Annotated in this window: 22 protein-coding genes; 8 read left to right on the forward strand and 14 right to left on the reverse strand. The window is 57.6% G+C overall.

Annotated elements, in window-relative coordinates:
- From J2Z75_RS20650 to J2Z75_RS20690, 9 genes are all read right to left on the reverse strand, one after another.
- A complete protein-coding gene (locus J2Z75_RS20650; RefSeq protein WP_209854677.1) occupies positions 1–795 on the reverse strand; it encodes a GDSL-type esterase/lipase family protein in 795 nt (264 codons plus the stop codon).
- A 29-nt stretch (positions 796–824) separates the two neighbouring features.
- Entirely contained in the window at positions 825–1,985 is a 1,161-nt protein-coding gene (locus tag J2Z75_RS20655) for an acyltransferase family protein (protein WP_209854678.1), read from the reverse strand.
- Positions 1,986–2,018: 33 nt separating this feature from the next.
- Positions 2,019–3,104: a glycosyltransferase family 4 protein gene (locus tag J2Z75_RS20660; protein WP_234937482.1), complete on the reverse strand. Its 1,086-nt coding sequence runs from the start codon at positions 3,102–3,104 to the stop codon at positions 2,019–2,021.
- A 30-nt stretch (positions 3,105–3,134) separates the two neighbouring features.
- Positions 3,135–3,554, reverse strand: coding sequence for a serine O-acetyltransferase (locus J2Z75_RS20665; protein WP_209854679.1), 420 nt, complete (start codon positions 3,552–3,554; stop codon positions 3,135–3,137).
- A gap of 88 nt (positions 3,555–3,642) precedes the next feature.
- A complete protein-coding gene (locus J2Z75_RS20670) occupies positions 3,643–4,947 on the reverse strand; it encodes a lipopolysaccharide biosynthesis protein (protein WP_209854680.1) in 1,305 nt (434 codons plus the stop codon).
- A gap of 16 nt (positions 4,948–4,963) precedes the next feature.
- The gene (locus J2Z75_RS20675; protein ID WP_209854681.1) at positions 4,964–6,187 is read right to left on the reverse strand and encodes a hypothetical protein; all 1,224 of its coding nucleotides are present in this window, start codon (positions 6,185–6,187) and stop codon (positions 4,964–4,966) included.
- Between the two features lie 40 nt (positions 6,188–6,227).
- A complete protein-coding gene (locus tag J2Z75_RS20680) occupies positions 6,228–7,481 on the reverse strand; it encodes a glycosyltransferase family 4 protein (protein ID WP_209854682.1) in 1,254 nt (417 codons plus the stop codon).
- An 11-nt stretch (positions 7,482–7,492) separates the two neighbouring features.
- On the reverse strand, positions 7,493–8,761 hold the full coding sequence (locus J2Z75_RS20685; protein ID WP_209854683.1) for a nucleotide sugar dehydrogenase: 1,269 nt from the start codon (positions 8,759–8,761) through the stop codon (positions 7,493–7,495).
- Between the two features lie 516 nt (positions 8,762–9,277).
- On the reverse strand, positions 9,278–10,102 hold the full coding sequence (locus tag J2Z75_RS20690; RefSeq protein WP_209854684.1) for a heparin lyase I family protein: 825 nt from the start codon (positions 10,100–10,102) through the stop codon (positions 9,278–9,280).
- Between the two features lie 419 nt (positions 10,103–10,521).
- Here J2Z75_RS20690 and J2Z75_RS29725 point away from each other — a divergent pair, with 419 nt between their 5' ends.
- Positions 10,522–11,523 carry a tetratricopeptide repeat protein gene (locus J2Z75_RS29725; RefSeq protein ID WP_407692800.1) on the forward strand — a complete coding sequence of 334 codons (1,002 nt, stop codon included), beginning with the start codon at positions 10,522–10,524 and terminating at the stop codon, positions 11,521–11,523.
- Positions 11,460–11,819 (forward strand): hypothetical protein, encoded by a 360-nt coding sequence (locus tag J2Z75_RS20705; protein ID WP_209854685.1) that lies wholly within the window; start codon positions 11,460–11,462, stop codon positions 11,817–11,819. The genes J2Z75_RS29725 and J2Z75_RS20705 overlap by 64 nt, the downstream gene beginning before the upstream one ends.
- A gap of 64 nt (positions 11,820–11,883) precedes the next feature.
- Here the strand turns inward: J2Z75_RS20705 and J2Z75_RS20710 are convergent, their stop codons facing one another.
- Entirely contained in the window at positions 11,884–12,708 is an 825-nt protein-coding gene (locus J2Z75_RS20710) for a heparin lyase I family protein (RefSeq protein ID WP_209854686.1), read from the reverse strand.
- Positions 12,709–13,002: 294 nt separating this feature from the next.
- Here J2Z75_RS20710 and recO point away from each other — a divergent pair, with 294 nt between their 5' ends.
- The gene (gene recO / locus J2Z75_RS20715) at positions 13,003–13,749 is read left to right on the forward strand and encodes a DNA repair protein RecO (protein WP_209854687.1); all 747 of its coding nucleotides are present in this window, start codon (positions 13,003–13,005) and stop codon (positions 13,747–13,749) included.
- A gap of 14 nt (positions 13,750–13,763) precedes the next feature.
- Positions 13,764–14,273: a PaaI family thioesterase gene (locus tag J2Z75_RS20720; RefSeq protein ID WP_209854688.1), complete on the forward strand. Its 510-nt coding sequence runs from the start codon at positions 13,764–13,766 to the stop codon at positions 14,271–14,273.
- Between the two features lie 3 nt (positions 14,274–14,276).
- Here J2Z75_RS20720 and J2Z75_RS20725 read toward each other — a convergent pair whose 3' ends face one another.
- From J2Z75_RS20725 to J2Z75_RS20735, 3 genes are all read right to left on the reverse strand, one after another.
- On the reverse strand, positions 14,277–14,558 hold the full coding sequence (locus J2Z75_RS20725) for a type II toxin-antitoxin system RelE family toxin (protein ID WP_209854689.1): 282 nt from the start codon (positions 14,556–14,558) through the stop codon (positions 14,277–14,279).
- A complete protein-coding gene (locus J2Z75_RS20730; RefSeq protein ID WP_209854690.1) occupies positions 14,548–14,796 on the reverse strand; it encodes a type II toxin-antitoxin system Phd/YefM family antitoxin in 249 nt (82 codons plus the stop codon). The genes J2Z75_RS20725 and J2Z75_RS20730 overlap by 11 nt, the downstream gene beginning before the upstream one ends.
- A gap of 113 nt (positions 14,797–14,909) precedes the next feature.
- Positions 14,910–16,910: a PhoX family protein gene (locus tag J2Z75_RS20735; RefSeq protein WP_209854691.1), complete on the reverse strand. Its 2,001-nt coding sequence runs from the start codon at positions 16,908–16,910 to the stop codon at positions 14,910–14,912.
- Positions 16,911–17,093: 183 nt separating this feature from the next.
- Here J2Z75_RS20735 and J2Z75_RS20740 point away from each other — a divergent pair, with 183 nt between their 5' ends.
- The 3 genes from J2Z75_RS20740 (at position 17,094) to J2Z75_RS20750 (ending at position 21,581) form a co-directional block, all read left to right on the forward strand.
- A complete protein-coding gene (locus J2Z75_RS20740; RefSeq protein ID WP_209854692.1) occupies positions 17,094–19,958 on the forward strand; it encodes a DUF2339 domain-containing protein in 2,865 nt (954 codons plus the stop codon).
- Positions 19,959–19,997: 39 nt separating this feature from the next.
- On the forward strand, positions 19,998–20,654 hold the full coding sequence (locus J2Z75_RS20745) for an HD domain-containing protein (RefSeq protein WP_209854693.1): 657 nt from the start codon (positions 19,998–20,000) through the stop codon (positions 20,652–20,654).
- A gap of 81 nt (positions 20,655–20,735) precedes the next feature.
- Positions 20,736–21,581: an MOSC domain-containing protein gene (locus J2Z75_RS20750; RefSeq protein ID WP_209854694.1), complete on the forward strand. Its 846-nt coding sequence runs from the start codon at positions 20,736–20,738 to the stop codon at positions 21,579–21,581.
- A gap of 20 nt (positions 21,582–21,601) precedes the next feature.
- Here J2Z75_RS20750 and J2Z75_RS20755 read toward each other — a convergent pair whose 3' ends face one another.
- Positions 21,602–22,594: an aldo/keto reductase gene (locus J2Z75_RS20755; protein WP_209854695.1), complete on the reverse strand. Its 993-nt coding sequence runs from the start codon at positions 22,592–22,594 to the stop codon at positions 21,602–21,604.
- A 224-nt stretch (positions 22,595–22,818) separates the two neighbouring features.
- Here J2Z75_RS20755 and J2Z75_RS20760 point away from each other — a divergent pair, with 224 nt between their 5' ends.
- Positions 22,819–24,063: an MFS transporter gene (locus J2Z75_RS20760; RefSeq protein ID WP_209854696.1), complete on the forward strand. Its 1,245-nt coding sequence runs from the start codon at positions 22,819–22,821 to the stop codon at positions 24,061–24,063.
- The last annotated feature ends 146 nt before the right edge of the window (positions 24,064–24,209 follow it).

Raw genomic sequence — 24,209 nt, forward strand, 5'->3', positions numbered from 1 at the left:
TTAATTGTTTCCTTGCTTCAGGATACCCGCCAGCACGTCATAGCCGGCTGCCGTCAAATGCAAACTATCGCCGCGAAAATTAGCGCATGTATCTGGAAAGTAATTGGGAAACCAGGATTGTAGCTGATCTACACCTCTCTTTCCGCACGTGATCACATCATCGAAACCTGTCACGCTTCGTACGTAGTTGGTTTGAGACGGCATCTTCTCGATGAAGCTGTTTACCTCTTGGCGATCAGCCTCAAAATCGTTGAAGACTTTGCCTCGCGGAGGAATCGTAAACATGTAGACGACTGCCTGCGGCCAGATTTCATGCAGCTTCTCGACGGTTTTCGTCAAGCCAGCTTCAATCGCGCAGGGCTTGGAGCGTGCTTTGAGATTGTTGGTGCCGAGGATCATCACGATCGTTTCGGGGGAAATCTTGGAAACAGGCATTTGCTCAAGGCGCCAGAGCGAGTTCTGAATCAAATCTCCACCGACACCAAGGTTGCCGATCGCCTTGCCTGGGAAAATTGAACTGACGGATTCCGTCGGCCACCCCTCAGCCAGGGAGTCTCCAAAAAGGACGACATCGGCTTTTTCAGGAAATTTCGCCAGCATGGCGTCGTAGCGCTGGTATGTCGGTCCCCATTGCGGAGGGGCGGGCGTCGTGACGACACGCGTTTCGTAAACGTCGCAAGCATCTGCTGCGTGGCTCGGCTGGTGACCGATGAAGAAGCAGGCGAACAATGTTATGAAAACAAGAAATGCATACTTTGATCGCCGGAAAGAAGGATGGGATTGATAAACAGGCATTGGTCTCTCCTTGGAGATTTATGAATTCGTCAGAATGTTTCGCGGGGTATAGCGGAAGGGCCGACGGGCTCCGGCCGCATCCCGGGTGCTCCGACGGCTGCGTGAGATCCGAAGTTCGCCCTGAACCGGAGCACGGGTTTGGCGACATAGCGATAGGACAGCCAAGCCACCCCAAACGCGCAGGCAAATCCCGCTATTGCAAACGGAACCCTCTGGTGTATCGGCAGAGCTGCGGGCGTAATGTTGAAAATATGATAGGTGACCCGCAAAAACTCCATATGCCAAAGATAGGCACCGTAGGACAGGACGCCACCGATCCGAAGCGGTCCGAAATTAGAAATGCGGTTAAGCCAACTCGGATTTCGTGCCAGATACAAGTGCGAAAAAACAAGAAAAATCCCGATGCCTTGAAGGCTGTATCGGAGAGTTTCGCGGAAAAATTCATCGCGCACGAGCAGGCATGCCAACAGAAGGATCAGTCCGGCGGCCAGCGCTGCGCCGCTTGCTGACGAAGACAGCCACTGCGGTCGCTGCGCTACAAACGCAAACAGCGCACCATAGGCAATCGAATCCAGACGGGCCTCGGATGCGAGATAGCCGTAGGCGTGCTGCCAGTCGCTACCGGAGATTTCGCTGACGATGACAAAGTAGCGCCATGCCAGGCAACCGGAAAGCGATACAAGAAAAAACAGAAAAAGGAATTTCGGGCGTCCGAAAATTAGTCCGAATATAAGCGGGAACGTCAAGTAATAATGCTCTTCGACGGCAAGCGACCATAAATGGGGCCACCATACATGGGCGATACCGTCAGGCGCAACGCTTTGAAGATATAGGATATAATAGTTCGTCGTGTATGTGAGTGCCGCGGCGATATCGCCGAAGGACGGCGACAAGCCCATGGATCGGGAAATGATCGTCGATCCGATGAGAAGTACGATCATCTCCGGGCCGAGGCGTAGAAACCTCCTGATGTAAAAATGGCCAATCGAGATAGAGCCTTTCTTGAGGCTTTCCTGGATCAGAAGTGTCGTGATCAGAAAGCCGCTCAGAAAGAAGAAGATGGTGACGCCGAACCCGCCGGGTACCCATTTGCCAAACCCGAAGTGCGACACCAAAACAATGCTGACGGCGAAGAACCGGATTCCGTCGAGCCCGGGTATGTATTTTATATCTCTAAAATTATAAGCCATCCCGAACTCCATATGGCCGCTTAAAATTGTTGTTTAAAAATTTTTTCCTGCCCATAGATCGACAAGTCGAGCAAAATACATGCCAATTTCCAGCCGCTCCCCATGCAGGCGCCTCGCCTCTTTCCCAAGGGCTTTGCGTGCCTGCGGCTGATCGAGAAGAAACTGGATCGAAGCGGCGATTGCATTGGAATCCCCAACGGGAACAAGCAGTCCGGTTTCTCCGTCAATGATGATGTCTTCGACCGCGCCGACCGGTGTCGCGATGATCGCCAGACCCGCAGCCATGCCTTCGATGACCGACATCGGCAAATTCTCGTCGAAGGAAGGCAGCACGAGAACATCCGATCCGGACAGCAGTTCGGCCACCTCGTCCGGCCCGACCCAGCCCGGTAACGCGACGCGATCGGTCAGGCCCAGCCGTTCGATCTCCTGACGGGTTTCCTCAACGTCGCCATCGCCGGCAATGGTCGCTCGCCAGCTACCGTCTTTCGGAAGCATGGAAAGGGCCTCGACAAGCTGCGGCACCCCCTTGCGGGGTCCGACCCGCCCCAGAAACAGGATTCGCAGATGTCCCGCTTCGTCTTCCACAGGGGAAAGCCGGGGCGTCGGTGTTGCATTGGGAATGATTACGATCCGTGCGCTGGCACCGGGAACTTTTTCCGCTACGAAGGATTTCCAGACGTTTCCGAGTACGACGATGCGGGATGCCGAGGCGAACATCTGCGTGATTGCGCTTGCAACGCCCGGTGCGCTCTCGTTCCAGAATTGCCGGAAGCGGGAACCATGAAGGTGAATGACATAGGGTATGCCCAGCAGCCGCGCCCACCGCGCCACGATGATCTTGCGCTTGGTGCTTCCGTGACTGGACAGATTGATATGCAGGACATCAATCCGGCCGAGAACCTTGAGCAGCGCCATCCTTGCAAGGAACGAAAAAAGATAGACCGGGGAAAGCAAAATGCTGCCTTGGCCGCGCGTCGCGCCGAAGGAAATGCTGACGTGCCCGGGCGATTTCAACCGTGCAATCTTGCGGACCTCATCCATGATCCGGTCAATACCGCCCATTCCGCCTTCGCCAAGCGGGGTGGCAATCAAGACATAGGTGGGACGACTGGACATACCGGAAACTCTTTGTGACTGCGGCAACTGTTAAAGCTCTGCCTCGGACGGCGCGATCTGGGGCGCATCGTGGCGATACATTCTATTGTCGATATCGGAACGCTTCACGACAGCCGGAACGCCGGCAACGAGGCTGTTCGGCGGCACGTCCCTGGTGACCACGGCATTGGCAGCGACCACGCTGCCGGCTCCGATGCGGATCGGGCCGATGAGCTTCGCACCGGCATGGATGATCACACCTCGTTCCAGGTGAGGGGCGCCGACGATCGGAGCCTTGCCACCGAGAACGACATGGACCCCGATCTCGCAATCCTCCTCGATCACGGACAGGCCGTTGATGACCACCCCGAGACCGCTGTGATGGAAGAAAACGGATTTCGCGATCTGCGCGCGGGCCGGTATGGACGCCTGGAAGAAAATGCGAATTGCCAGCTCGAAAACTCTTGGCAAAACAGGGACTTTTTTTTCTTGCAGAGAACGGGCTGTTTTAATTAAGGAGTTGATAGCAGCCATCTTACAGAAATCCAAAATCTCGTATTTAAATTGAATACTTTATTTTCTTCAAAATAGAAAAAGTATCTATTAGTCCGCGAAAATTCCATATTCCTGAATGGATACGTTCACTTTTAAGTAAAAAATACATAAGACCAAAATCACGAATAATTGTTGATATGAGAAATCCAATAGATATTCCAATTGATCCGAATGACGTTCCGAGAAAATATCCAGTAATACAGAAAGAAACAAAAGATATGGCGGTGTATTTTAATACTACTATTTGTTTTCCGCAATAATAAAGATATGTTGATGTTATCGAGCATGAGCTGTTAACTGCCGTCGCAATCAGGCATAAAATAGTTGCCGGATATGCGCCTAGGTAATTAGAGGACAGGAGGTTGGCGATAATAAACTGTCCCACAAAAATAAAGCACAATAAAAATGCCAGCGCGGGAAGAAATGCAATCCAGCTCGCCACGACGATGAGTTCCTGCGCTCCCGGCTTGTTATTCGCGGCGTTGAGGCTGACAAGCTTTGGTCCAAACACAGCCCCGATTGCCCAGGTCGCCAGAGTTGGAACTAGGGCAAACTTCATCGCGGTATCCATAAGGGCGGTCGTGGTTAGCGAGCCGATGGCTGCCGCAAGAAACACAGACGAGCGTGACTGAAGAAAATTGGCTGCGAGTACCATCCACAGAGTTAGCAGTTCTTTGAATCTGATTGGAGTTTTGTACTTAGGTCCCCATATGGGGATGAGGTAGATAAAGGCCGCGATATGCAGCAGCGCCGCGCCACTAGTCCCGATTGCCAGCGCGATAATTGCGTTATCGGTATTCAGCTTTCCGACCTGCAGGAAAATGACACAAAAAATGGCTGTCAAAAGATAGCTGAAAAAATTGTCGGGAAAAAAAGAAAGAAAGAAGTGATCGTGGGCTCGAAATACACCTGAAAAGTATCCGGAAAATACGGATGAGATAATGATAAGATTCATAGAAGTTAGCGTTGATATGTCGTAATTAAGGAAGTCTAAACTGTAGGAAATTAGAAAGAAAAAAACAGAATATATAAAAGTTGAAACTATTATTACCGATACCGACTTTCGATGAAATGCCGATACAAAAATATTGTCATCCGACCCCACCAGCTCTCTAACGGATTTTATTGTCAGTTGATCCAGTCCAAGCGGTCCGAGATAGCGTGCGGCCAATGCAATGCTGGCAATGAGGGAATACAGTCCAACGGCGTCTATCGGCAACTGGTTTGCGAGCAAAGCAAATGTAAGGATATTTATAATCAATCCTAGCACCCGCATCGTCAGCGCATATATCGAATTGGTAAGGAGCATGCGCATCTTTTGGCTTTCAATTTTCTGATCGTGCTGGCGCAGACGACGCTCGCGGTAAAGCCGATGGCTGCAGTGCGCTATCCAATGATAGGGCGAGTGCAAACAAAAAGAAGGCAAGCGGGCGGCTCATCAATCCGTTGCTGATTGCCGATGCGATAAATACAGCAGACGTGATGGCAATTGTTTCAGCGCTACGCCCCTTCGCCATTCCGACGAAGAGAAGGATGACGCCGATAACTCCTACCAAACCGCGTTCGTATAGAATTGTGAGGAAGTCGTTGTGCGAGTTCTTCGCGTCCCACCACCATTGGTCGGAGACAATAAGATCGCTTCCAGGACCGGAACCGAAGAAAAGCTCCACAAGGCTCTTTTGCGATATTTGATTGAGGCGTTCGATATAGACATCAGTCCGGCCCGAAGAGAATTGATTGAGGTCGGTTGATACCGAAACGACAAGGGCAATGGCTGCTGAAAATACTATGATTTCAAAGAACGCAAATGAAATTGCTGACTTTGATAGACTTGTCTTTTTTATTAAAGTAATTAAAAAATAGGCAAAAATTGCCAAATAAATTGTTCTGACTTGATAAGTGTATATTATATATATCAATGTAATTATGGATAGGAGATGCAATATATTGCTTTTCTTGTCCGTTCTGTCGCTGCTTAGATATATATATATGCCTAACGCTATATAGGCGGAGAGATGGGGGCCTCCGATATCAATGAAATTTGCAGGCCGTTCTATCCCGCCTACGGTATAGCTGTCGCCAGTTAGCATCATGAAACATGCAAAAAATAAAATTACATAAAGAATTATCCTTATTTTTGATTGGTACTTCTGCAAAGTATAACTTTTTGCCGCTAGTAACCAAAGCGGAATCGAAAGTTGTTGCATTGCAAAATTGATCTTAAATTCGCTGTTGACAAAAATCTTCGAAATTATCCAGCATAGGAACATCAATGCAACGCTTAGAAAAACGAGGTTGACGTCGTAGCGATAGTTTTTTATTAGAATGCAACAAATTGCTAAGCTGAAAACGGTCATTCCAGCAAGAGTATAGCGCGCTTCTAGTGGGATGAAATAAAATAATAATATTTGAATAAATTGCAAAAATACTGCAAGAAATAAAAATGAAGCTCCAAGCGAGGATGTTGAAGGAACAGCATACATCAAAGCATCACTGTTGCCACCGAGCTTTTGAGGTGCGTGATGTCCATGGATGCTAGATAATTCCATTATTCTAAAAGCCTTTCAATTTTGGAGGCGTGTTTTCTATCTAGCTGGATGCTATATTTTTATAAGCCGCAATCAGCTTCGGCACCTCGTAGCTCCAGGCCATCTGCGTTTCCACGCGGTTGCGCCCGAAGGCGCCCATCCGGGCGCAGCGATCCGGATCGGCGAGAAGCTCCGCGATCTTCTCCGCAAAATCGACCGGATCGTTCGCCTTGGCGTAGAGCGACGCTTCCTGCGCGCTGAAACGGCCCTCGGTGACATCGAACTGGACGATCGGCTTGCCGACGGCCATGTATTCGAGGATCTTGTTCATCGTCGACTTGTCGTTCATCGGGTTGACCCGGTCCGGATTGACGCAGACATCCGCGGTCGACAGGACCTCAAACAGCGTCTGGTCCGGCGCCCGGCCGGTGAAGGTCACGTAGTCCGCAAGTCCCATGCCGTCCGACATCGCCTGCAACGCCGCAAGGCTCGGGCCGCCGCCGACGAGCGCGAACTGGATGTCCTGCCTGCCGAGATCGTAGACCAGATGGCGGGCCGCCTCGAGAAGCAGGTCGATGCCTTCCTGGTCACCCATGACGCCGACATAGCCGACCAGAAACTGGCGTCCGTTCTTCAGGGCATGGTTGGGGGCGACCGCCTTGACGCGCGTCAGGTCCGGGCCGCTGCGGACGACGAAGATGTCCTTGGCCTTCTTGCCGCCGCGCTCGATGGCGATCTTCTTGTAGCTTTCATTGGTGGAGATCACCGTGTCCGCGGTCTTGAAGGTGAGCCATTCGAAAACGCACATCAGCCGCCAGAAGAAGCCGCGCTTGTTGAACTTGGCTTCGTAAAGCTCCGGATTGATGTCGTGATGATCGAAGATGTAGCGCTTGCCGATCAGCTTGAACTGCCAGGCGATGAGAAAGATCAGGTCCGGCGGGTTGCATCCATGCAGCGTGTCGAAGCCGTGGCGAAACAGGATTTTCCAGGACAGCAGCGTTTCCCACGTGAGGGCTGCGCCGTATTCCAGCAGGTAGCCAAGCGCGCCGCCGGCGTCCAGAGGCAGGGGATGGCGATAGATATGGATGCCGTCGAGATGCTCGTAGCGTGCGGTATAGCCCTTGCCCGTCGGGCAGATGATGGCGACTTCGGCGCCGGCCGCGCGCAGGGTTCTTGCCTCCTGCCAGACCCGCCGGTCGAATGGCACCGGCAGGTTCTCGACGATGATCAGAACCTTTCGCCCCGTCAGCGCGCCGGAGATGGCGTCGGCGCGTGCGTGGGTGGCGGTTGTACTGTTTTGAAGTGCGGTATCCATCGCCACCATCCTCAGGAAAGAGCGTTCAGATTGACGATGTCGCCATTCTTCTCGAGGTTGAGCTTCCGGTGGGTGAGGTTGGTGACGATGACGCGGTCATAGGCCGCGGCTTCCGCCGTTTCCTTCGAGACCAGCAGATGCGACAGTGTCGGGATCTGGGTATAGGCATAACCCAGATTGGCGCCGACAAGCTTGGTCGCGTCGATCGCCGGATCGAAGATCGACAGCTTGTAGCCCTCGCGCAGCAAACCGCGCGCAAGGTCGATATTGGGGCTTTCGCGCAGGTCGTCCGTGTCCGCCTTGAAGGCAAGCCCGACGAGCAGGACCGTGGCGCCCGGTGCCAGATCGCGTGTCACATGCTGGAAAAGCCGGTATTTGTGCGCTTCGTTGGAGCGCAGCAGCGAATCGACCAGATGGGTGTGGGCGCCGCAGTCGGCCGCAATATATTGCATCGCGCGCACGTCCTTCGGCAGGCAGGAGCCGCCGAACGCGCCGCCGGGGCGGGTGTAGTAGGGCGAAATGTTGAGCTTGGTGTCGGAGACGAAGATTTCGTGCACCGTCTTGGCGCTGAGGCCAAGTTGCAGGCAGATGCGGCCGATCTCGTTGGCATAGGCGACCTTGACCGCATGCCACGTGTTGTCGACGAACTTGGTGATTTCCGATTCGCCGAGATGCACGTAGAAGGTCGGGGCGTTGATGTTCTGATTGAGGAGGTCCATCCGCGCGTTCGGCTTGCCGTCAACCGTACCGATCACGATCTTGGGCGGATCGAAATAATCCTGGATCGCGGAGGATTCCCGCAGGAATTCCGGATTGTAGACGAGTTCGACGCTGCGCTCGAAAGCGTTACCCAGTTCGGAGGCAAGGATCGGCGCGATCAGCCCCTCGACCGTTCCCGGACGGATGGTCGAGCGATAGACGACGGTCAGCGGTGACGTTCTGCTCTTGCCGACGGCGGCGGCGATCTGGCGCGTGACTTCGGCGATATAGGTCATGTTGTGCGACCCGTCCGGCGCGCTCGGCGTGCCGACGCAGACGATCGCCATGTCGCAATCTTCAAGATGGTCCTTGATCTCAGTGTAGGCGTGAATCCGGCCAGCTTCGAGACCCTCCCGGAGCAGCGCGTCGACGCCCGGTTCGGTGATCGGCGCAATACCTTGATTAATTTGGTTTACTTTTTTTTCGCTGACATCAAAGCCGGTGACATGATGCCCTTCTTTTGCGATGCAGCACATGGCGGTAAATCCGACATATCCCAAGCCGAAAATCGCTATCTTCATTCAATACGTCCTTAGATTTACGAATTCTTGATCAAAAAAACTGCAAGGCCATTTCGCCAAAAAGACGAAATACATTTTATAGAACAATGGCATGCGTGTATTTTACCGCCGAAAATACCGGCGTTCGATAACAGCACTTACTCATTTATACGCACATAATATGTGTCTTTGAACAAGCCGGAACGATTTAAAATTTTTCCTTTGACATCGAGGCGGCGATCGCTTTTGGCTTGTTTCCGTACAAATGTTTTCCCATAATTAAATATGATTTCATAGAGGCTTTCGCAGTTGCGAGATGGAATGGTTAAGACGCGGGGTTGGAGCGCGGACTAAATGGCCTATTAGGCGGATATTGAACGGTGGCAAAAAACATGAACACAAATGTGAGATGCAAAACGTCGGCAATAACGTGCAGCCAGTTGCATTGACCAATTTCGGTACATGCGTCCCCCGTCCAAGCAGAACTACGGATGGATTTTAGAACTGTGCCTGATGATATTTTACGGGTACTAACGCTCAATTGGTCATCGTCGCGCGACTGGAGAGGTCGTGTGTTGTGGTGACTACGTCGCGGTATTCCACTATTGCATCAGCACTGTGCCGGCTGCGGTAGATACCGAATTTCCAGTAGCCTGCTTGCTCATGGTCCCAATAACCGATAGGGCCGTCGAAATTTACGACCTGGCGGCCGTTGACCCATATGTTCAAGAGCCCAGCGGTCGAAGACACCTTATGCTCCATCACGATATTCATCCACTCACCGCGTGGAACGTCGTTCATCCGGTACATTTCTCGGCTGGCTGTTTGGCCGTTCGACAAGTAGCGGCTGAGGAAGACCAGATCCGTTCCCTGGAGTTCGGCAACGATATATGGTGAGCGGCTGTCATCCCGGCTTCCATGCCATTGACCGATAATGAACCAGGAGCGATCGCCGCTGGGTACAGAAAACCCATCGGCGATCTTCACGCGGTAAGCATTCCATATGACCTCGCCTTTAGGGAAGCGAATGCCGCTCGTTGCCTCCGCGCGATCGATATCATTGCTATCGAAAGAAGCGCGATCGTTCGCCCGGACTTCGAAGCGCAGAACCAAATCATCTTCCGCGCTACGCCTTACTCCGACGGAATAAGTCTTTTGCGCTGACTGATTTTCATACTCCCCGTCATTGTAGGAGAATTTTTCTGAGAGAGGCATCACACTGGATGATAACGTCGCTTGGTTTGCATTTAAAAGCCGCTGTTCGTTTGCATACGTGACTGGGAGTGTGAAAATCACGGTCGATACTGCCAGAATTGTTGCGCAGGAAATATATCTGCTCCGACTCGTGAGAATTCTCTTCATTATAATGATTCCTTTAAATTGCGTAGATTGTCAAAACCGCGGAAACTGATTTCGATTAAAATGGTACCGAGTGTGTGGAGATCAACTGTGGTCTGGATGACTAAGTGACAATAATGTTTCTTGTACGCCGAAAACGCTCACAACCGCCAACCGATCTTGCATCAGCCGCTCCGATTTGACCATCATGGCTTGGGGATCTCTATCGCCAGGGGCAGGCCGTCGGCCTCGATCCCGGCAAGGCGCTTGGATTTTACGAGCAGGGCGTTGAGGCAGGAGACGCCGACGCGAAGCTTGGCCTGGCGGATCTCTATGCCGAGGGTATCCTTGTCCCGCGCGATATTCCAAAAGCCGTCTCCCTCTATGAAGACGTCGTTGCCAATGGCGGCACGTGGGCAGCCTCGGCGCTGGCGGCGCTTTATCTGAAAGGGGACGAGGTCGGCCTCGATCCAGCCAAGGCGATCGGCTATTACGAACAGGCGATCGAGGCTGGCGACGCCGGCGCGATGATCGCCCTCGGCAATGTCTATCGAGACGGCAAGGTGGTCCCCGCGGATATTCCCAAGGCGGTCGATCTGTACACCAAGGCACTTGAGAACGGCAGGATAACGGCGGCCGCCAAGCTGGGCGAACTTTATCGCAAGGGTCGTGCCCTCGGTCTCGATCCGGGCAAGGCGGTCGGGTTTTATGAACAAGGTGTCCAGGCCGGCGATCCCGGCGCCAAGCTCGGCATGGCAGATCTCTATGCCGAGGGTGTCCTTGTCCCGCGCGATATTCCGAAAGCGACCGCCCTATATGAAGAAGTCCTTGCCGGAGGAGGGACATGGGCGGCTTCGTCCCTGGCCACGCTTTATCTGAAGGGAGCGGATGTCGGCCTCGACCCGGCCAAGGCGGTCGGTTATTACGAACAGGCGGTCCAGGCAGGCGATAGCGGCGCGATGATCAGTCTTGCCAAGGTCTATCGTGACGGCACTGCGGTTCCCAGGAACGTTTCCAAAGCGGCCGATCTGTATCAGGAAGCGTATCGCGCCGGCAGGAAGAACGGATTGGCGAGCGCTGCCAGCGTGCTGCTTGGCGGAACGGCATCGCAGCAAAAGCAGGCGCACGATCTTCTTCTGGAGGGGCAAAAGGAAAACGCCCCCGGTATTGCCTCTGTTCTGGCCAATGCGGTACTCGACGGAGCGGGGGGGGGGGGCCGAAAAATCCTGCCCAGGCTATCGCGATCCTCAAGAAGGCGAGCGCGGCCGGCGATACCTATGCGGCATCGACGCTTGTTCAGCTCTATGCTCAAGGACGGGGCAAGGATATCGCAAGGAATATTTCCCTGGCCAAGGCGACGCTTGCCAGTTCGGCAAGCCGGATGTCCGAACAGCAGCGCGAAAGCGAAGAATTGTTCATCGAGGGGGCTGCCGCCGGTTCTGTAAGCCAATATGCGGCTTTCGTCGCGAAGGTCCAAGGGATGCAGCCGGCCGACAAGGCCAATCTGGTTAGCCGTCTCGTCGGCGCCAACGGCAACACCTATGTCTATGTTCTTCAAAGCGAACTCAAGGGCGTTGGCGCTTACGAAGGCAAGCTGACCGGTGTGTTGACCGGGGCTACCATCAGGGCCTTCAACCAGTTCTGCGACCAGCGTAACAGGGCCGCGCTTTGCAGGGCGGGGCCTCTCAGCCGGCCGGCGCGCGACGTTTTCCTCGACTTCATGCGCGAAACCAATTCCTGAAGGCTGCGCAGCCTGCATTTGGCGGTCGAGACCGGACCGCCAAATGCTCAGTCGATCCAGATGCTCAGTTGATCAGTGTCGCGCGTTTTGAGAGATTGTCGGTCGTAGTGACGACGTCACGGTATTCGACCACTGCATCCGCGTCATGGCGGCTGCGATAGATGCCGAATTTAAAGTAGCCTGCCTCGTCATGATCCCAATAACCGACCGGGCCGTCGAATTTCACGACCTGTTGGCCGTTGAGCCAGATGTTCAAAAGCCCGTCGGTCGAGGAAACCTTGTGCTCGATCACGATATTCAGCCACTCGCCGCGCGGGACATCGTGCATGCGGTACATTTCGCTGCTGGCCGGTTTGCCGTCCTGGATATAGCGTCTCAGGAAAACCAGATCCTTGCCCTCGACCTGAGCTGCGATATAGGGCGAGCGCTTGTCGTCCTTGCTGCCGTGCCATTGACCCACGATGAACCAGGAGCGTTCGTCGCTGGGTATCGAGAATCCGTCGGCGATATTGACGCGGTAGGCATTCCATATGACCTCGCCTTTGGGGAAGCTTATGCCGTTGGTCGCTTCCGAGCGGTCCCTGTCCTCACTATCGAAACCGGCGCGCTCGCCCGGACGTACCTCGAAACGCAGGACCACATTGTTGTTGGCGCTTCGCCTAACGCCGACGGAATAGTCTTTCCGGGCGGACTGGTTTCCGTATTCGCCGTCATTATAGGAGAAATCGTCGGGAAGCGGCGTCACCGCCAATGACGCAGCGGATGCATCCGCGTCCAGGGTCTGCCGCCCGTTGGCGTACGTGACTTCCTGCGGGAGACTGACGGCGGCAGCGACCAAAAGAGCCGCGCAGGAGAAATATCCGATGCGGTGATTGAAAGCCCTCGTCATTTTGATCGCTCCTTTAAAACCGCCTGTGCCGTCGAAACGGCAAAATAGATTGCTATATAACGGGTCACTGACCGCCCCCGATCAACCACAGCTTTCAACCTTGTGCGATAAGAAAGCGTCCTTGAGTCGGGCCCGTGAATTTGATCACCGATTCTAGCGTCAAATTAAGCGCAGAACGTGGCAATCCCGCGTGAGCGGCCAGTGAATCCAGGGGCGGGGGCATGCGCCTTCGCAAATGGGACTTGCCCCAAGCGATGATTGTTTTCGGTTGCTGCCAAAGGTAAAACGACTGCCATGCAATGGAGCGACCAGGCCATCATCATCGGGGTCAAGCGGCACGGCGAAACCTCCGTCGTCGCGGAAGTGATGACGCGCGCGCGGGGCCGCCATCTCGGGCTCGTACGCGGCGGCCGCTCGCGGACGATGCAGCCGGTGCTACAGCCGGGAAACGAGGTGGAGGTCACCTGGCGGGCGCGGCTTGACGAACATCTTGGTGAATTCAGGATGGAACCGGTCCGTCTTCGCGCGGCGCGGCTGATGGAGGCGGCAACCTCTGTCTATGGCGTGCAGGCCATGGGCGCGCTGCTGCGGCTTCTGCCCGAGCGCGATCCGCATCCGCATCTCTATGAAGCCCTCGATGTCATCCTCGAAAATCTGCACGATCCGAGCGATGCCGGCGAACTGTTCGTGCGCTTCGAGATCGCTGTTCTGAACGATCTCGGCTTCGGCCTCGATCTGGCGGAATGCGCTGCGACCGGCACGCGCGACGATCTGGTCTATGTCTCGCCGAAATCCGGCCGGGCCGTCAGCCGCGCGGCGGGCGCGCCCTATGCCGGCAAGATGCTGGCGCTGCCGGGGTTTCTGGCCGGCCGCGGTGCCGCCGATTACGATAGCTTGGCCGCGGCCTTCCGCATGACGGCTTTCTTCCTCCACCGCCATGTCTACGAACCACGCGGCATCGGACTGTCGACCGCCCGCGACGGTTTTGTCCAGGCAGCGCTCAAGGCGCTGAAGCCGCGAGACACAGTCGCCCACCCATAAGGAATCTCTAAAAGATGACCGTCGAACTCTACCCCGGAATGACAGTGTCCGGCATCGGCACGGTGCCGCTGGAAGCCGTGGCGCGTGACGGCGGGCTGAAGGCGATGCTGGACCTTCTCACCGGCGTTCATCACGCGCCGCCGATGGCAGCGACGCTCAAGTTCGGACTGAGCGAGGTCGAGGAGGGCAGGGTGATGTTCAAGGGCCTGCCATCGGCAGAACATCTCAATCCGCTCGGCACGGTGCATGGCGGCTGGGCGGCGACGATCATGGATTCCGCACTTGGCTGCGCCGTGATGACCACGTTGAAACCAGGCGAGGCCTATACGACAGTCGAGTTCAAGGTCAATCTGGTGCGCCCGCTGCTGCCCGGCATGGGCGAGGTGTTCTGCGAAGGCAAGATCGTCCATCGCGGCCGCACGCTGGCGACATCGGAGGCCTTTCTCAAGGACAGGAACGGCAAGCTGCTGGCGCACGGCACGGAAACCTGCGCGATCTTTCCGATCGAGAATTTGATGCGCTGAAACCTATCGCTTGTCGGCTTTCACATAGACGTCGTTTCGATCACGCCGGCCAACGGCAATGACCAGAACGACAACCTCAAGGTCTCTGACCTCGTAAACCAGACGGTAGCCTATGGCGCGCAATTTGATCTTGTAGCGATCTTTGGAGCCTGACAATTTTGCCGCGGGAACACGCGGCGTCTCAAGGCGCTCCGCAAGTTTCTTCTTGAACTGTTCGCGTGTCCGGCTGTCCAATTGGTGCCATTCTTTCAGCGCCGGCGTCAGAAACGCCAGTTTATAGCTCATTGATATCAACGGGGACGACGGCTTCCCCGGCGCGTGCATCAGCCAACGCGTTCAGTTCCAAATCCTCAAGACGATCGAGCATGGCTTCGAATGCCACAGCAGGAACGCAATAAAATGCCGGTTCGTTGTGGTTGAGAATCGCAACCGGGAATCCTTCTCCCGCAGCCACAGTCCCCATGGGATTGCGTTTCAGTTCGGAGATGCTGGCGCTGGTTTCCGCCAAAATTCTGCTCGCCATGCTCCATCCCTTTCGTGCTTTATTTGGTGGCAGAAATAGCACCTTTTTGAGGTCTTTGAAACGAAAAATGGCGCCGCGAATGCAGCGCCATTTTTCAATTTCGTGGCTGGGTGTCAGCCGATCTTGCCGCCACCCTGTTTGGTGATGGCGAGAACGGCCGGGCGAACGGGCATGTCGTCCTTGAAGTCCGGCCAGCGCGTCGCCGGGTTCTCGAAGGTCGCAAGACCCGCGTCGCCCGGATGCTGGACGGCGACGAAGAACGTATCCGACGTCGGGTTGAAGCTCGGCCCGCACATTTCGGCGCCGACAGGCACCCGGAAAAACAGTTTCGACGTGCCGCGCGCATCGCCTTCGGTGTCGATGGCCCAGATCCCGTCGGTGCGGCCGGTTGCCTTTTGGTTGTTGCCGTCGGTGGAAACCCAGAGGCGGCCGTCGGTGTCGATGGCGCAGTTGTCCGGCATGCCGAACCAGCCGTTTTTCGTCGTTGCCGTCGAGAAGGATGCGCCGACTTCGGCCACCGAAGGATCGCCGCATTTCAGCAGAACATCCCATGTCGACTTGGTCGAGGCGTAGTCGCCGTCGGTCTCGGTGATCTCGATGATGTGACCAAAGGCATTCTCGGCGCGCGGATTGGCAGCATCGAGCTGGTCGGCCGTGCGGTTGGTGTTGTTGGTCAGCATCACGTAGACCTTGCCGGTCTTCGGGTTCGGCTGGATATCCTCCGGCCGGTCCATCTTGGTGGCGCCGAGTGCGTCGGCAGCAAGACGGGTGTTGATCAGGACGTCGGCCTGCGATGCAAAGCCGTTCGCTTCCGTCAGCGGGCCTTCGCCGTGGATGAGCGGCATCCATTCGACAGTACCGTCGGCGTCGAACTTCGCCACGTAGAGCGTGCCGTCATCGAGAATGTCCATGTTTGCGGCGCGGTCGTTCGGGTTGAAGGCGGCCTTGGTCACGAACTTGTATACATAGTCGAAGCGCGAGTCATCGCCGGAATAGAGCACGACGCGGCCGTCCTTGTTGACGATCGATTCGCAGCCTTCGTGTTTGAAGCGACCAGCCGCGGTACGCTTCTTCGGTACCGAATTCGGGTCCATCACGTCGACTTCGACGATCCAGCCGAAGCGGTTGGCTTCCGTCGGCTCCTTGGAAACGTCGAAACGGTCGTAGAATTTCGACCACTGATACTCGCCGCCCGGTGCGCCCAGGCGCTTCAGCTGCGCGAATTCCGGATGATCCTCGGCGATCTTGCCGCCGAAATAGCCGTTGAAGTTTTCTTCCGACATCAGATAGGTGCCCCAGGCGGTGACGCCGCCGGCGCAGTTGTTGATGGTGCCGAAGACCTGCTTGCCGGTTGGGTCGGATGGCGTCTTGACGCGCTCATGGCCTGCGACCGGGCCAGCCAACTGCATTTCGGTGGTTGCGGTGATGCGGCGATTGTACTTGCCGTCGAGCACAGGCTGCCACTTGCCGTCCACCTTGCGGATTTCAACGATCGTGCCGCCATGCGCGGCCATCTCGATATCGACCAGTTCCTTGGTGTATTCTCCGAGCTGGACCTTCTCGACTTCCTTGCCGTTCTTCGTTTCCTTCACGATCGACGTGAAGTTCGGAAACATGATTTCTGCGTTGGTGTATTCGTGGTTGACGACGAGCAGGCCGTGATCCGGATTGCCGTCGAGCGGAATGAAGCCGATATAGTCATTGTTGTAGCCGAACTGCTTTTCCTGCGATGCGGCAGTCTGGTTCATCGGGTCGAAGTCCGGGCTGTCGGCAAACAGTTTGTCGCCCCAGCGCAGCAGGATATTGGCGTCATACCCTTCCGCGACGTGATGGGTCTCGTCGACGCCGGCCTCGATCTCCTTGAAGTCGAAGCTGGACACGCCGTTGGCGCGCGCCTCGTCCGCAGTCAGGATCGCCAGCGGGCCGACGGTGGTGGAGATGGCAGCGACTGCAAGCGACCCGGCCATGAACGACCGGCGCGAGAAGCGGTGGTTGATGATGTCGCCCATTGTCGGATTGGCGGAACAGTTCTGGCTGACATCTTCGAGCGCTTCGCGCCGCTCTGTCAGGTTCTCGATTTCCGGGCTAGCAGTCGGGTCAGCAAGATGATCCATGGTCTTCTCCTATGGTGCGGAACTGCGCAAAAGCGCATCGCAGCATCCATACCCGGCGAATAATGACAGGTTCGCGACAATCCGGTGAAGAGATTGCCGCGCTCAACCGTCTTCGATTTGGCGTGAGGCTGAAAAGCTGTATTGTCCGGGAAATTGCGCCGTTCTCGGCGCTGGGGAGAAAATATGATCGAAGTCATTGCTTTCGTTGCCTTTGGTATAGCGCTGGCAGCGCTTCTCAACGGACGCAAGACGGCTGAGCGGCTGGAGATCGAGATTGCCGCGCTCAAGGAGAAAGTGACGCGGATCGAAGAACTGCGGCCCGGTTCCCCTGCCGCCGTTACAGTATTGGAAAGCCCTGATCAGAGCGATCTGGTGGAAAGCCTCCCGCAACCGGTCGAACCCGAAATTGTGGAGCCGAGGCGCCGCGCCGAAATCAAAAAGGGAGACGCAATCTTCGGCGGTCCGCCGCCCAGTCAGGAGGCGGTCGAAAAAGCCTCGCGCGGCGAGCCCGTGGCGGCGCGTGTTGCCGGAGCGGCGGCGATCGACGCCGTTGTCCCCCGGCAGAAGGAAAGCCTCGAAAGCCGTCTTGGCGCGCGTTGGGCCGTCTGGGTCGGCGGCATCGCGCTGGCACTTGGCGGCATCTTCATGGTCAAATATTCGATCGACGCGGGCCTGCTCAGCCCGGCGGTGCGGCTGTTCATGGCGGCTGTCTTCGGTCTCGTCCTCATCGGTATCGGCGAATTCGTCCGCCGCCGCGCCGTGCCGCTGGTCGCCGATGCTTTCCAGAACGCCATGATCCCAGGCATCCTGACCGCTGCGGGCGCGGTGACGCTGTTCGGCGTCTGCTATGCCGCCCACGGCATCTACGGTTTCATCGGCCCGGTCACGGCTTTCGCGCTGCTGGCGCTGGTTTCTCTCGCCACTGTCGGTCTGTCGCTGCTGCATGGGCAAGCCCTTGCCGGGCTTGGACTGCTCGCGTCCTTGCTCACCCCGGCATTGGTGTCGTCGGAAAGCCCCAGCCCCTGGAGCCTGTTCGGCTTTCTCGGCGTTGCCTGGATCGCCACGTTGCTCGCGGCGCGCATCCGCCGCTGGACGGTCGTGCCATCAATCGCCAATATCGGCCTCTGCCTCTGGGCGCTGGCCTATATCGCCTCGTCGACGCCGTTCGAAACGCTGCCAGTGACGCTGATCATGCTGGTGATGATCGGAGGCATCGGCTTCATCTGGCCGGGCAGACCTGGCGGTGATGTCGATGCCGCCCCGCAACAAACGGCGGACGGCGAGCCCACCGCCACACCGCGCACGTCCTGGGAGCGCGTGATGGCACCGCCGTTTGCCGCCATCACGGTGACGGCAGGAATTTCCGCGCTGCTGACGGCGCTTGCGATGATCAGTCCCCTTGCCGCAGCATCCGGTTACCCTGTCACGCAGTTCTGTCTTGTCGCCGCCGCTCTGGCGGTTCTCGGCGCCTTGCGCAGCTACGCGGTCTATCCTGCTCTGCTTTCGGCCTTTGTGGCGGTGGTCGGCGTCTGGAGCATGACGGCGCTGAGCGGTCTGCTCACGTTCATCGATCCAGCTATCCCCGGTCATGTCGCAACGCTTGCCGTATCCGGGCCGACGGCGATGCTCGCCAGCATGGCCCTCTCGGTCGTGTTCATCGCGCTCGGAACGATGGCCAATCACCTGCATCGCAAAGACCAGCTGCCACTGGCGACGATCTGGGCCGCCCTCATGGCGATCGTACCAATCGCGCTGATCGGCATGTCTTTCCTGATGACCGGCAATCTGACGTTCGATCTGCCGCACGGATTGTTTGCGCTCGCGGCAGGCCTCGCTCTCCTCGGTCTTGCCGAATGGTTCTCGCGCGGCGATGTTTCCGTCGAAAAAGTCGACCTGCCGCAGGCGTTTCTGGTCGCCGGCTCCTTCGGTCTTTTCGTCATCATGCTGCATGCGCTGACGGATGGTGTTGCAACCACCATCCTGATCGCTTTCCTTGGAGCGGCCTATGTCGCGGCCACGCGCCTGCGGTCCTGGCCGGCGCTGCCCTGGATGATGGTCGGCGCGGCTATCGCCGTGCTGGCCCGCATCGCCTGGGAGCCAACCATCGTCGGGCCGCAGAACCTTGGAACGACGCCGGTCTTCAATGCGTTGCTTGCTGGCTACGGCATCCCCGCATTGCTACTCGTTTTCTCGGCTTTCGAACTGCGCAACTGGCCGGGCTTGCGCGTTCGCAATCTGCTGCAGGCGCTGGCCAGCCTGTTCGTGCTGCTGACGGTCGCCATCCTCGTTCGCCACGCCATGAACGGCGGCGTGCTCGACAGTTCCACGCCGACGCTCGGCGAACAGTCGATCTACACGCTGCTCGCCATCGGCGCCTCCGGCATCATGATGACGCTCGACCGGAAGTCGCCGAGCCCGGTGTTCCGTTACGGCAGCATGGTCATCGGCGTCCTGTCGATGCTGTCGATTCTCAGCGCGCATCTGATCGGGCTCAACCCCTATTTCAGCGGTGAACTGCTCGGCTCCGTGCCGTTCTTCGATCTGCTGCTGATCGGCTATCTCCTGCCGGGGCTGGGCTATGCGGGTCTCGCCCGGTATGCGCGCGGCAAGCGGCCGATGCCCTATGTAACGGCCCTTGCCGTGACGGGTGCCATCCTTGCGTTCGCCTGGGCGACCCTGTCGGTGCGCCGCTTCTGGCAGGGCCAGAACATCGCCGATTGGAAAGGCTTCCTGCAGGGCGAAACCTACACCTATTCCGTCGTCTGGTTGCTGCTCGGTGTGCTGTTGCTGGTGCTCGGTTCCCGCTTCAATGCCAAGAGCATCCGCATCGCCTCGGCGGTGCTGGTCTTCGTTGCGGTGCTGAAAGTGTTCCTGATCGACATGGCCAATCTCGAGGGCTTCCTGCGGGCCTTGTCCTTCATCGGTCTCGGCGGCGTGCTGATCGGCATCGGGCTGTTCTACCAGAAGATTCTTTCCGGCAAGGCAAGCGTCGCGCCGGAACGGGAAACGCCGGTGGACATCGAAGCGGAACCGGGTCAAACAGCCTGACCGCTTCGATTCCTGTCGTCTCTTTGCTATGGATTTCGTATGAGCCACCTGTCTTCGCTCGCCGCTGCCTTTGCGCCTCACGAAGCCCTTGCGGAACGGCTTCTGCCGCATACCGTCTCCGGCAATGACGGTTCGCATGACGCAGCCCACCTGATCCGCGTCTGGAAGAACGCGCTGCGCATCCATGGTTCGGAGGGCGGCGACCTGCGCCTGCTTGCCGCCGCCGTGCTGCTGCATGATTGCGTCTCGGTCGAGAAGAATTCTCCCCACCGCGCCCAGGCGTCTCGACTTGCCGCCGAAAGGGCCTACGAACTGCTCGACGAACTCGGCTGGCGCACCGCGGAGATCACCGCCGTTGCCCATGCGATCCTCACCCACAGCTTTTCCGCCAATATCCCGCCGGAAAGCCTCGAGGCGAAAATCCTGCAGGATGCCGACCGTCTCGATGCGATCGGCATGATCGGTGCCGCCCGCTGCTTCTATATCGCCGGGCGCATGGGCAGCGGCCTTTACGATCCGCTGGATCCGCTGGCGGAGGACCGCCCGCTCGACGACAAGGCCTATGCCATTGACCATTTCGAGACCAAGCTGTTCAAGCTGACGGATGGCTTCCAGACGGCGGCGGGCAGGGCGCTTGCCCGCCAACGGCAGGAACGGCTGCGCGCGGTGCTTGGCATGCTGATCGAGGAAATCTAGCAAAGACAGATGTTTGCGGTAATTACCGGAATCAATCTGCAATGATCTTGAATCACAATCTGAATGCCTGGGAGTGACGACATGAAGGTGACGGGTCTTAACATTCATCCGCTGAAGAGCGGCCGCGCCATCGCGCAGACCTCCGTTTCCATCCAGCGGGATGGTCTCGTCGGCGACCGCCGCTTCATGGTTGTCGATCCCGATGGGAAATTCATCACCCAGCGCGAATTGCAGGTGCTGGCACGGGTCGAGGCCAAGCATGTGACCGGCGGCGTCCATCTGAAAATGGGCACCCGCACGGTAACCGTGTCCTTCGATCCTGAAAGGCGGCTGGATGTCCGCGTCTGGGATAGTGAGGTCAACGCGGCCGTTTCCGACGACAGTGCCAGCACGACGCTCTCCGACTGGTTCGGCCGCCCGGTCAAGCTGGTGCATATGGATGATCATGCCCGGCGTGCGGTCAGCATTCAATGGGCCGGCGAGGCAGCCCCGGTCGGTTTTGCCGATGGCTTTCCGGTGTTGATCACCACCACGGCATCGCTCGCCGATCTCAACGTCACGCTGGTTTCCAAGGGGCAGGAGCCGGTCGGCATGGACCGCTTCCGCACCAATATCCTGATCGACAACGACGACCCGTGGGAAGAGGATTTCTGGGAAAGCGTCGAGATCGGCGGCATCACCTTCGACCTCGTCAAACCCTGCGCCCGCTGCATCATGACAACGCAGGACCAGGTGTCCGGCGAGCGCATCGGCGGCAACCCGATCCAGGGGCTGGCCGAAAAACGTATGTCCGCCGACCGCCGCGTGCCGGGCGTCCTGTTCGGCTGGAACGCCGTGCCACGCGGCGACGGCACCATCAAACTCGGCGAAGAGATGCGTGTGGTAAAGGCGCGGGAAGAGCGCTGGCCGATGAAGATCAGGGCCTGATTCCCACGCACGCAACGGATTTACTGCCGTTGCAGAGCCTGTTCCACGGCCTCCATGATCGAAGGCGACAGGGGGCCTTTGTCCAGTGCCCCGGCATTTTCCTCGACCTGCCTTACCGTGCGAAAACCGGGGATCGGCAGTGTTTTGGGCGAGCGTGCCCAGAGCCATGCCAATGCGCCCTGCGTCAGTGTCCGCCCGTCCGAGCGCAACAGCTCTCGGATCGAATCGAGCCGCCTTGAAAACTCCGGATCGACCACGCCGTCACGAAAATATTTGAGCCAGTCGAGATCGGCGCTGCGCACGTCGTTTGCCGCCAGCCTGTCGCCCGGCCCGAACTTGCCGGAGAGCAGGCCCATCGCCAGCGGGCCGCGATTGATGGAGATGAGATCGGTCTTTTCAATCAGCGCGATCATGTCTCGCGCCGGTTCCAGAACGTTCATCGTGTGCTGGACAGAGACGAAGCCATCGCGGCCGGCAAAGCGTGCCGCCCGGTCCGGCCAGTCCGTACTCCAGCCATAGGCCGAAATCTTGCCTTCCGTCCGCAGGGTGTCGAGCGTGTCGAAGACCGCGTCGGCCTCGACCGGATCGAATTCGTTGAGATGGAATTGAAGAAGGTCGATCCGCTCTCGCTTCAGGCGACGGAGCGAGGTTTCCAGCGACGTGCGGATGAAATCCGGCGAGGCAAAGGCGCCGGTTGCCTGTTTCGTTGCCGGATCGGTGGCAAAGCCGAATTTCGTGGCGACGACGATATCCGGATGAGAGGCGAGCGCCTCACCCAGAATTTCCTCGGAGTGCCCGGCACCATAGTTCGACGCCGTATCGAAGAAACGGATGCCGAGATCGATGGCCCGGTGGATGGCCCGGATCGATTCCGCATCGTCGACATCGCCCCAGCCGAGCGGCACGTCGCCGGCGTAGAACGGTCCGCCGATTGCCCAGCATCCCATGCCAAGACGCGGAATGGTGCGGCCGTCCCAGAGTGTGATGCCGGTGGATTTGGTCTTGTCGAGCATGGTGGCCTCCGCGTGATGCTAGGCCGGAAGCTATCAGCCGTTTCACCGGTGACATAGAGGCAGTCTCGAAGTGCCTTTTTCATTTTTGAAAAACAACACATCGCCTTGCGCTATGCGCGCAATCGTCCATCCATCAATACGGCTGATCGCAACGTCATTTTAATTCGCTTTTTTGGCGACGGCTCCCGGCATAGATTGGCACACCGATCATCCGGAGTCGCTTAATGTCCGTCGTTTCATCCGCCACCGCCACGCGCGCACCTGCCGCCAGCCCCGGTTTGCCCTGGCTGATCATCATCGCCGGCTCCCTCATTGCCGTGCTGACCTTCGGGCCGCGCTCGGCCATGGGGTTCTTCCAGCTGCCGATGCTGGCCGATACCGGCTGGGACCGCACCACCTTCGGTCTTGCCATGGCGCTCCAGAATCTGGCCTGGGGCGCCAGCCAGCCGTTCTTCGGCGCCATCGCCGACAAATACGGTTCCTGGCGGGTGCTGGCCTTTTCCGGCCTCGTCTATGCCGGCGGCCTGGTCATCATGGCCTTTGCCAATGCGCCGATCTGGCTGCATATCGGCGGCGGCGTGATGGTCGGTCTCGGCGTCGGCTCCGGCTCGTTCGGCATCCTGTTGTCGGCCTTTGCCCGCAACGTCACGCCGGAGCAGCGCTCGATGGCCTTCGGCATCTGCACGGCAGCGGGTTCGGCCGGCATGTTCCTGTTCGCGCCGCTCAGCCAGGGCCTGATTTCGGCCTTCGGCTGGTCTGACAGCCTCCTCTACATGAGCGCGCTGATGCTGCTCGTGCCGCTGTTCGCGATCCCGCTGCGCGGCAACTCCTCGTCCGGCACGCAGAAGGAAGCGCTCTACAAGCAGTCGATCGCCGAGGCACTGAAGGAGGCGCTTGGCCACAAGAGCTACCTGCTGCTCATCTCCGGCTTCTTCGTCTGCGGTTACCAGGTGGCTTTCATCACCGCGCATTTCCCGGCCTATATCGGCGATATCGGCATCGACGCCCGTTATGCGGTGATCGCGCTGGCGCTGATCGGCTTCTTCAACATCATCGGTTCGCTGGCCGCCGGTTTTATCGGCCAGAGATATTCGAAGCCCTATTTTCTCGCCTATATCTATATCGCCCGCTCGGTCGTCGTCTCCGCCTTCCTGCTCCTGCCGCAATCGCCGACCTCGGTGATCATCTTCGCCGCGGTCATGGGGCTGCTCTGGCTGTCCACCGTGCCGCCGACAAACGGTCTCGTCGCCATCATGTTCGGTACCCGCCATCTCGGCCTGCTCGGCGGCATCGTCTTCCTGTCGCATCAGATCGGTTCGTTCCTCGGCGTCTGGATGGGCGGTTATCTCTATGACCATTTCGGGTCCTACGATCCGGTCTGGTGGCTCGGGGTGGCGCTGGGTATCTTCGCGGCCATCGTCCATTGGCCGATCGAGGAAAAGGCCGTGGCCCGCCCGGCGATGGCCTGACGAACCTACAAATTCTTGCCCTTCCGCGGAAAATAGCGGGAGGGCATTCTTGAAAACTGTCACAAAACTTTCTAAGTCTCATCCACCGGCCCTGCCGGTTTTGTTTTGATCCTATTATGCTCAAATTGAGCAAAAATGGGTTTGCC

It is taken from the genome of Rhizobium herbae (genome assembly GCF_017873135.1).
In the GTDB taxonomy this organism is placed as follows: Bacteria; Pseudomonadota; Alphaproteobacteria; order Rhizobiales; family Rhizobiaceae; genus Pararhizobium; species Pararhizobium herbae.

Bases quoted from the DNA above. Each gene is read 5' to 3' on its own strand.
- J2Z75_RS20750 (WP_209854694.1), top strand. From the start codon at position 20,736: ATGAAGGTGACGGGTCTTAACATTCATCCGCTGAAGAGCGGCCGCGCC.
- J2Z75_RS20735 (WP_209854691.1), bottom strand. From the start codon at position 16,910: ATGGATCATCTTGCTGACCCGACTGCTAGCCCGGAAATCGAGAACCTG.
- J2Z75_RS20710 (WP_209854686.1), bottom strand. From the start codon at position 12,708: ATGACGAGGGCTTTCAATCACCGCATCGGATATTTCTCCTGCGCGGCT.
- J2Z75_RS20685 (WP_209854683.1), bottom strand. From the start codon at position 8,761: ATGAAGATAGCGATTTTCGGCTTGGGATATGTCGGATTTACCGCCATG.
- J2Z75_RS20755 (WP_209854695.1), bottom strand. From the start codon at position 22,594: ATGCTCGACAAGACCAAATCCACCGGCATCACACTCTGGGACGGCCGC.
- J2Z75_RS20740 (WP_209854692.1), top strand. From the start codon at position 17,094: ATGATCGAAGTCATTGCTTTCGTTGCCTTTGGTATAGCGCTGGCAGCG.
- J2Z75_RS20725 (WP_209854689.1), bottom strand. From the start codon at position 14,558: ATGAGCTATAAACTGGCGTTTCTGACGCCGGCGCTGAAAGAATGGCAC.
- recO (WP_209854687.1), top strand. From the start codon at position 13,003: ATGCAATGGAGCGACCAGGCCATCATCATCGGGGTCAAGCGGCACGGC.
- J2Z75_RS20675 (WP_209854681.1), bottom strand. From the start codon at position 6,187: ATGGAATTATCTAGCATCCATGGACATCACGCACCTCAAAAGCTCGGT.
- J2Z75_RS20680 (WP_209854682.1), bottom strand. From the start codon at position 7,481: ATGGATACCGCACTTCAAAACAGTACAACCGCCACCCACGCACGCGCC.
- J2Z75_RS20660 (WP_234937482.1), bottom strand. From the start codon at position 3,104: ATGTCCAGTCGTCCCACCTATGTCTTGATTGCCACCCCGCTTGGCGAA.
- J2Z75_RS20705 (WP_209854685.1), top strand. From the start codon at position 11,460: ATGTCCGAACAGCAGCGCGAAAGCGAAGAATTGTTCATCGAGGGGGCT.
- J2Z75_RS20650 (WP_209854677.1), bottom strand. From the start codon at position 795: ATGCCTGTTTATCAATCCCATCCTTCTTTCCGGCGATCAAAGTATGCA.
- J2Z75_RS20690 (WP_209854684.1), bottom strand. From the start codon at position 10,102: ATGAAGAGAATTCTCACGAGTCGGAGCAGATATATTTCCTGCGCAACA.
- J2Z75_RS20745 (WP_209854693.1), top strand. From the start codon at position 19,998: ATGAGCCACCTGTCTTCGCTCGCCGCTGCCTTTGCGCCTCACGAAGCC.
- J2Z75_RS20655 (WP_209854678.1), bottom strand. From the start codon at position 1,985: ATGGCTTATAATTTTAGAGATATAAAATACATACCCGGGCTCGACGGA.
- J2Z75_RS20670 (WP_209854680.1), bottom strand. From the start codon at position 4,947: ATGCTCCTTACCAATTCGATATATGCGCTGACGATGCGGGTGCTAGGA.
- J2Z75_RS20720 (WP_209854688.1), top strand. From the start codon at position 13,764: ATGACCGTCGAACTCTACCCCGGAATGACAGTGTCCGGCATCGGCACG.
- J2Z75_RS20730 (WP_209854690.1), bottom strand. From the start codon at position 14,796: ATGGCGAGCAGAATTTTGGCGGAAACCAGCGCCAGCATCTCCGAACTG.
- J2Z75_RS20760 (WP_209854696.1), top strand. From the start codon at position 22,819: ATGTCCGTCGTTTCATCCGCCACCGCCACGCGCGCACCTGCCGCCAGC.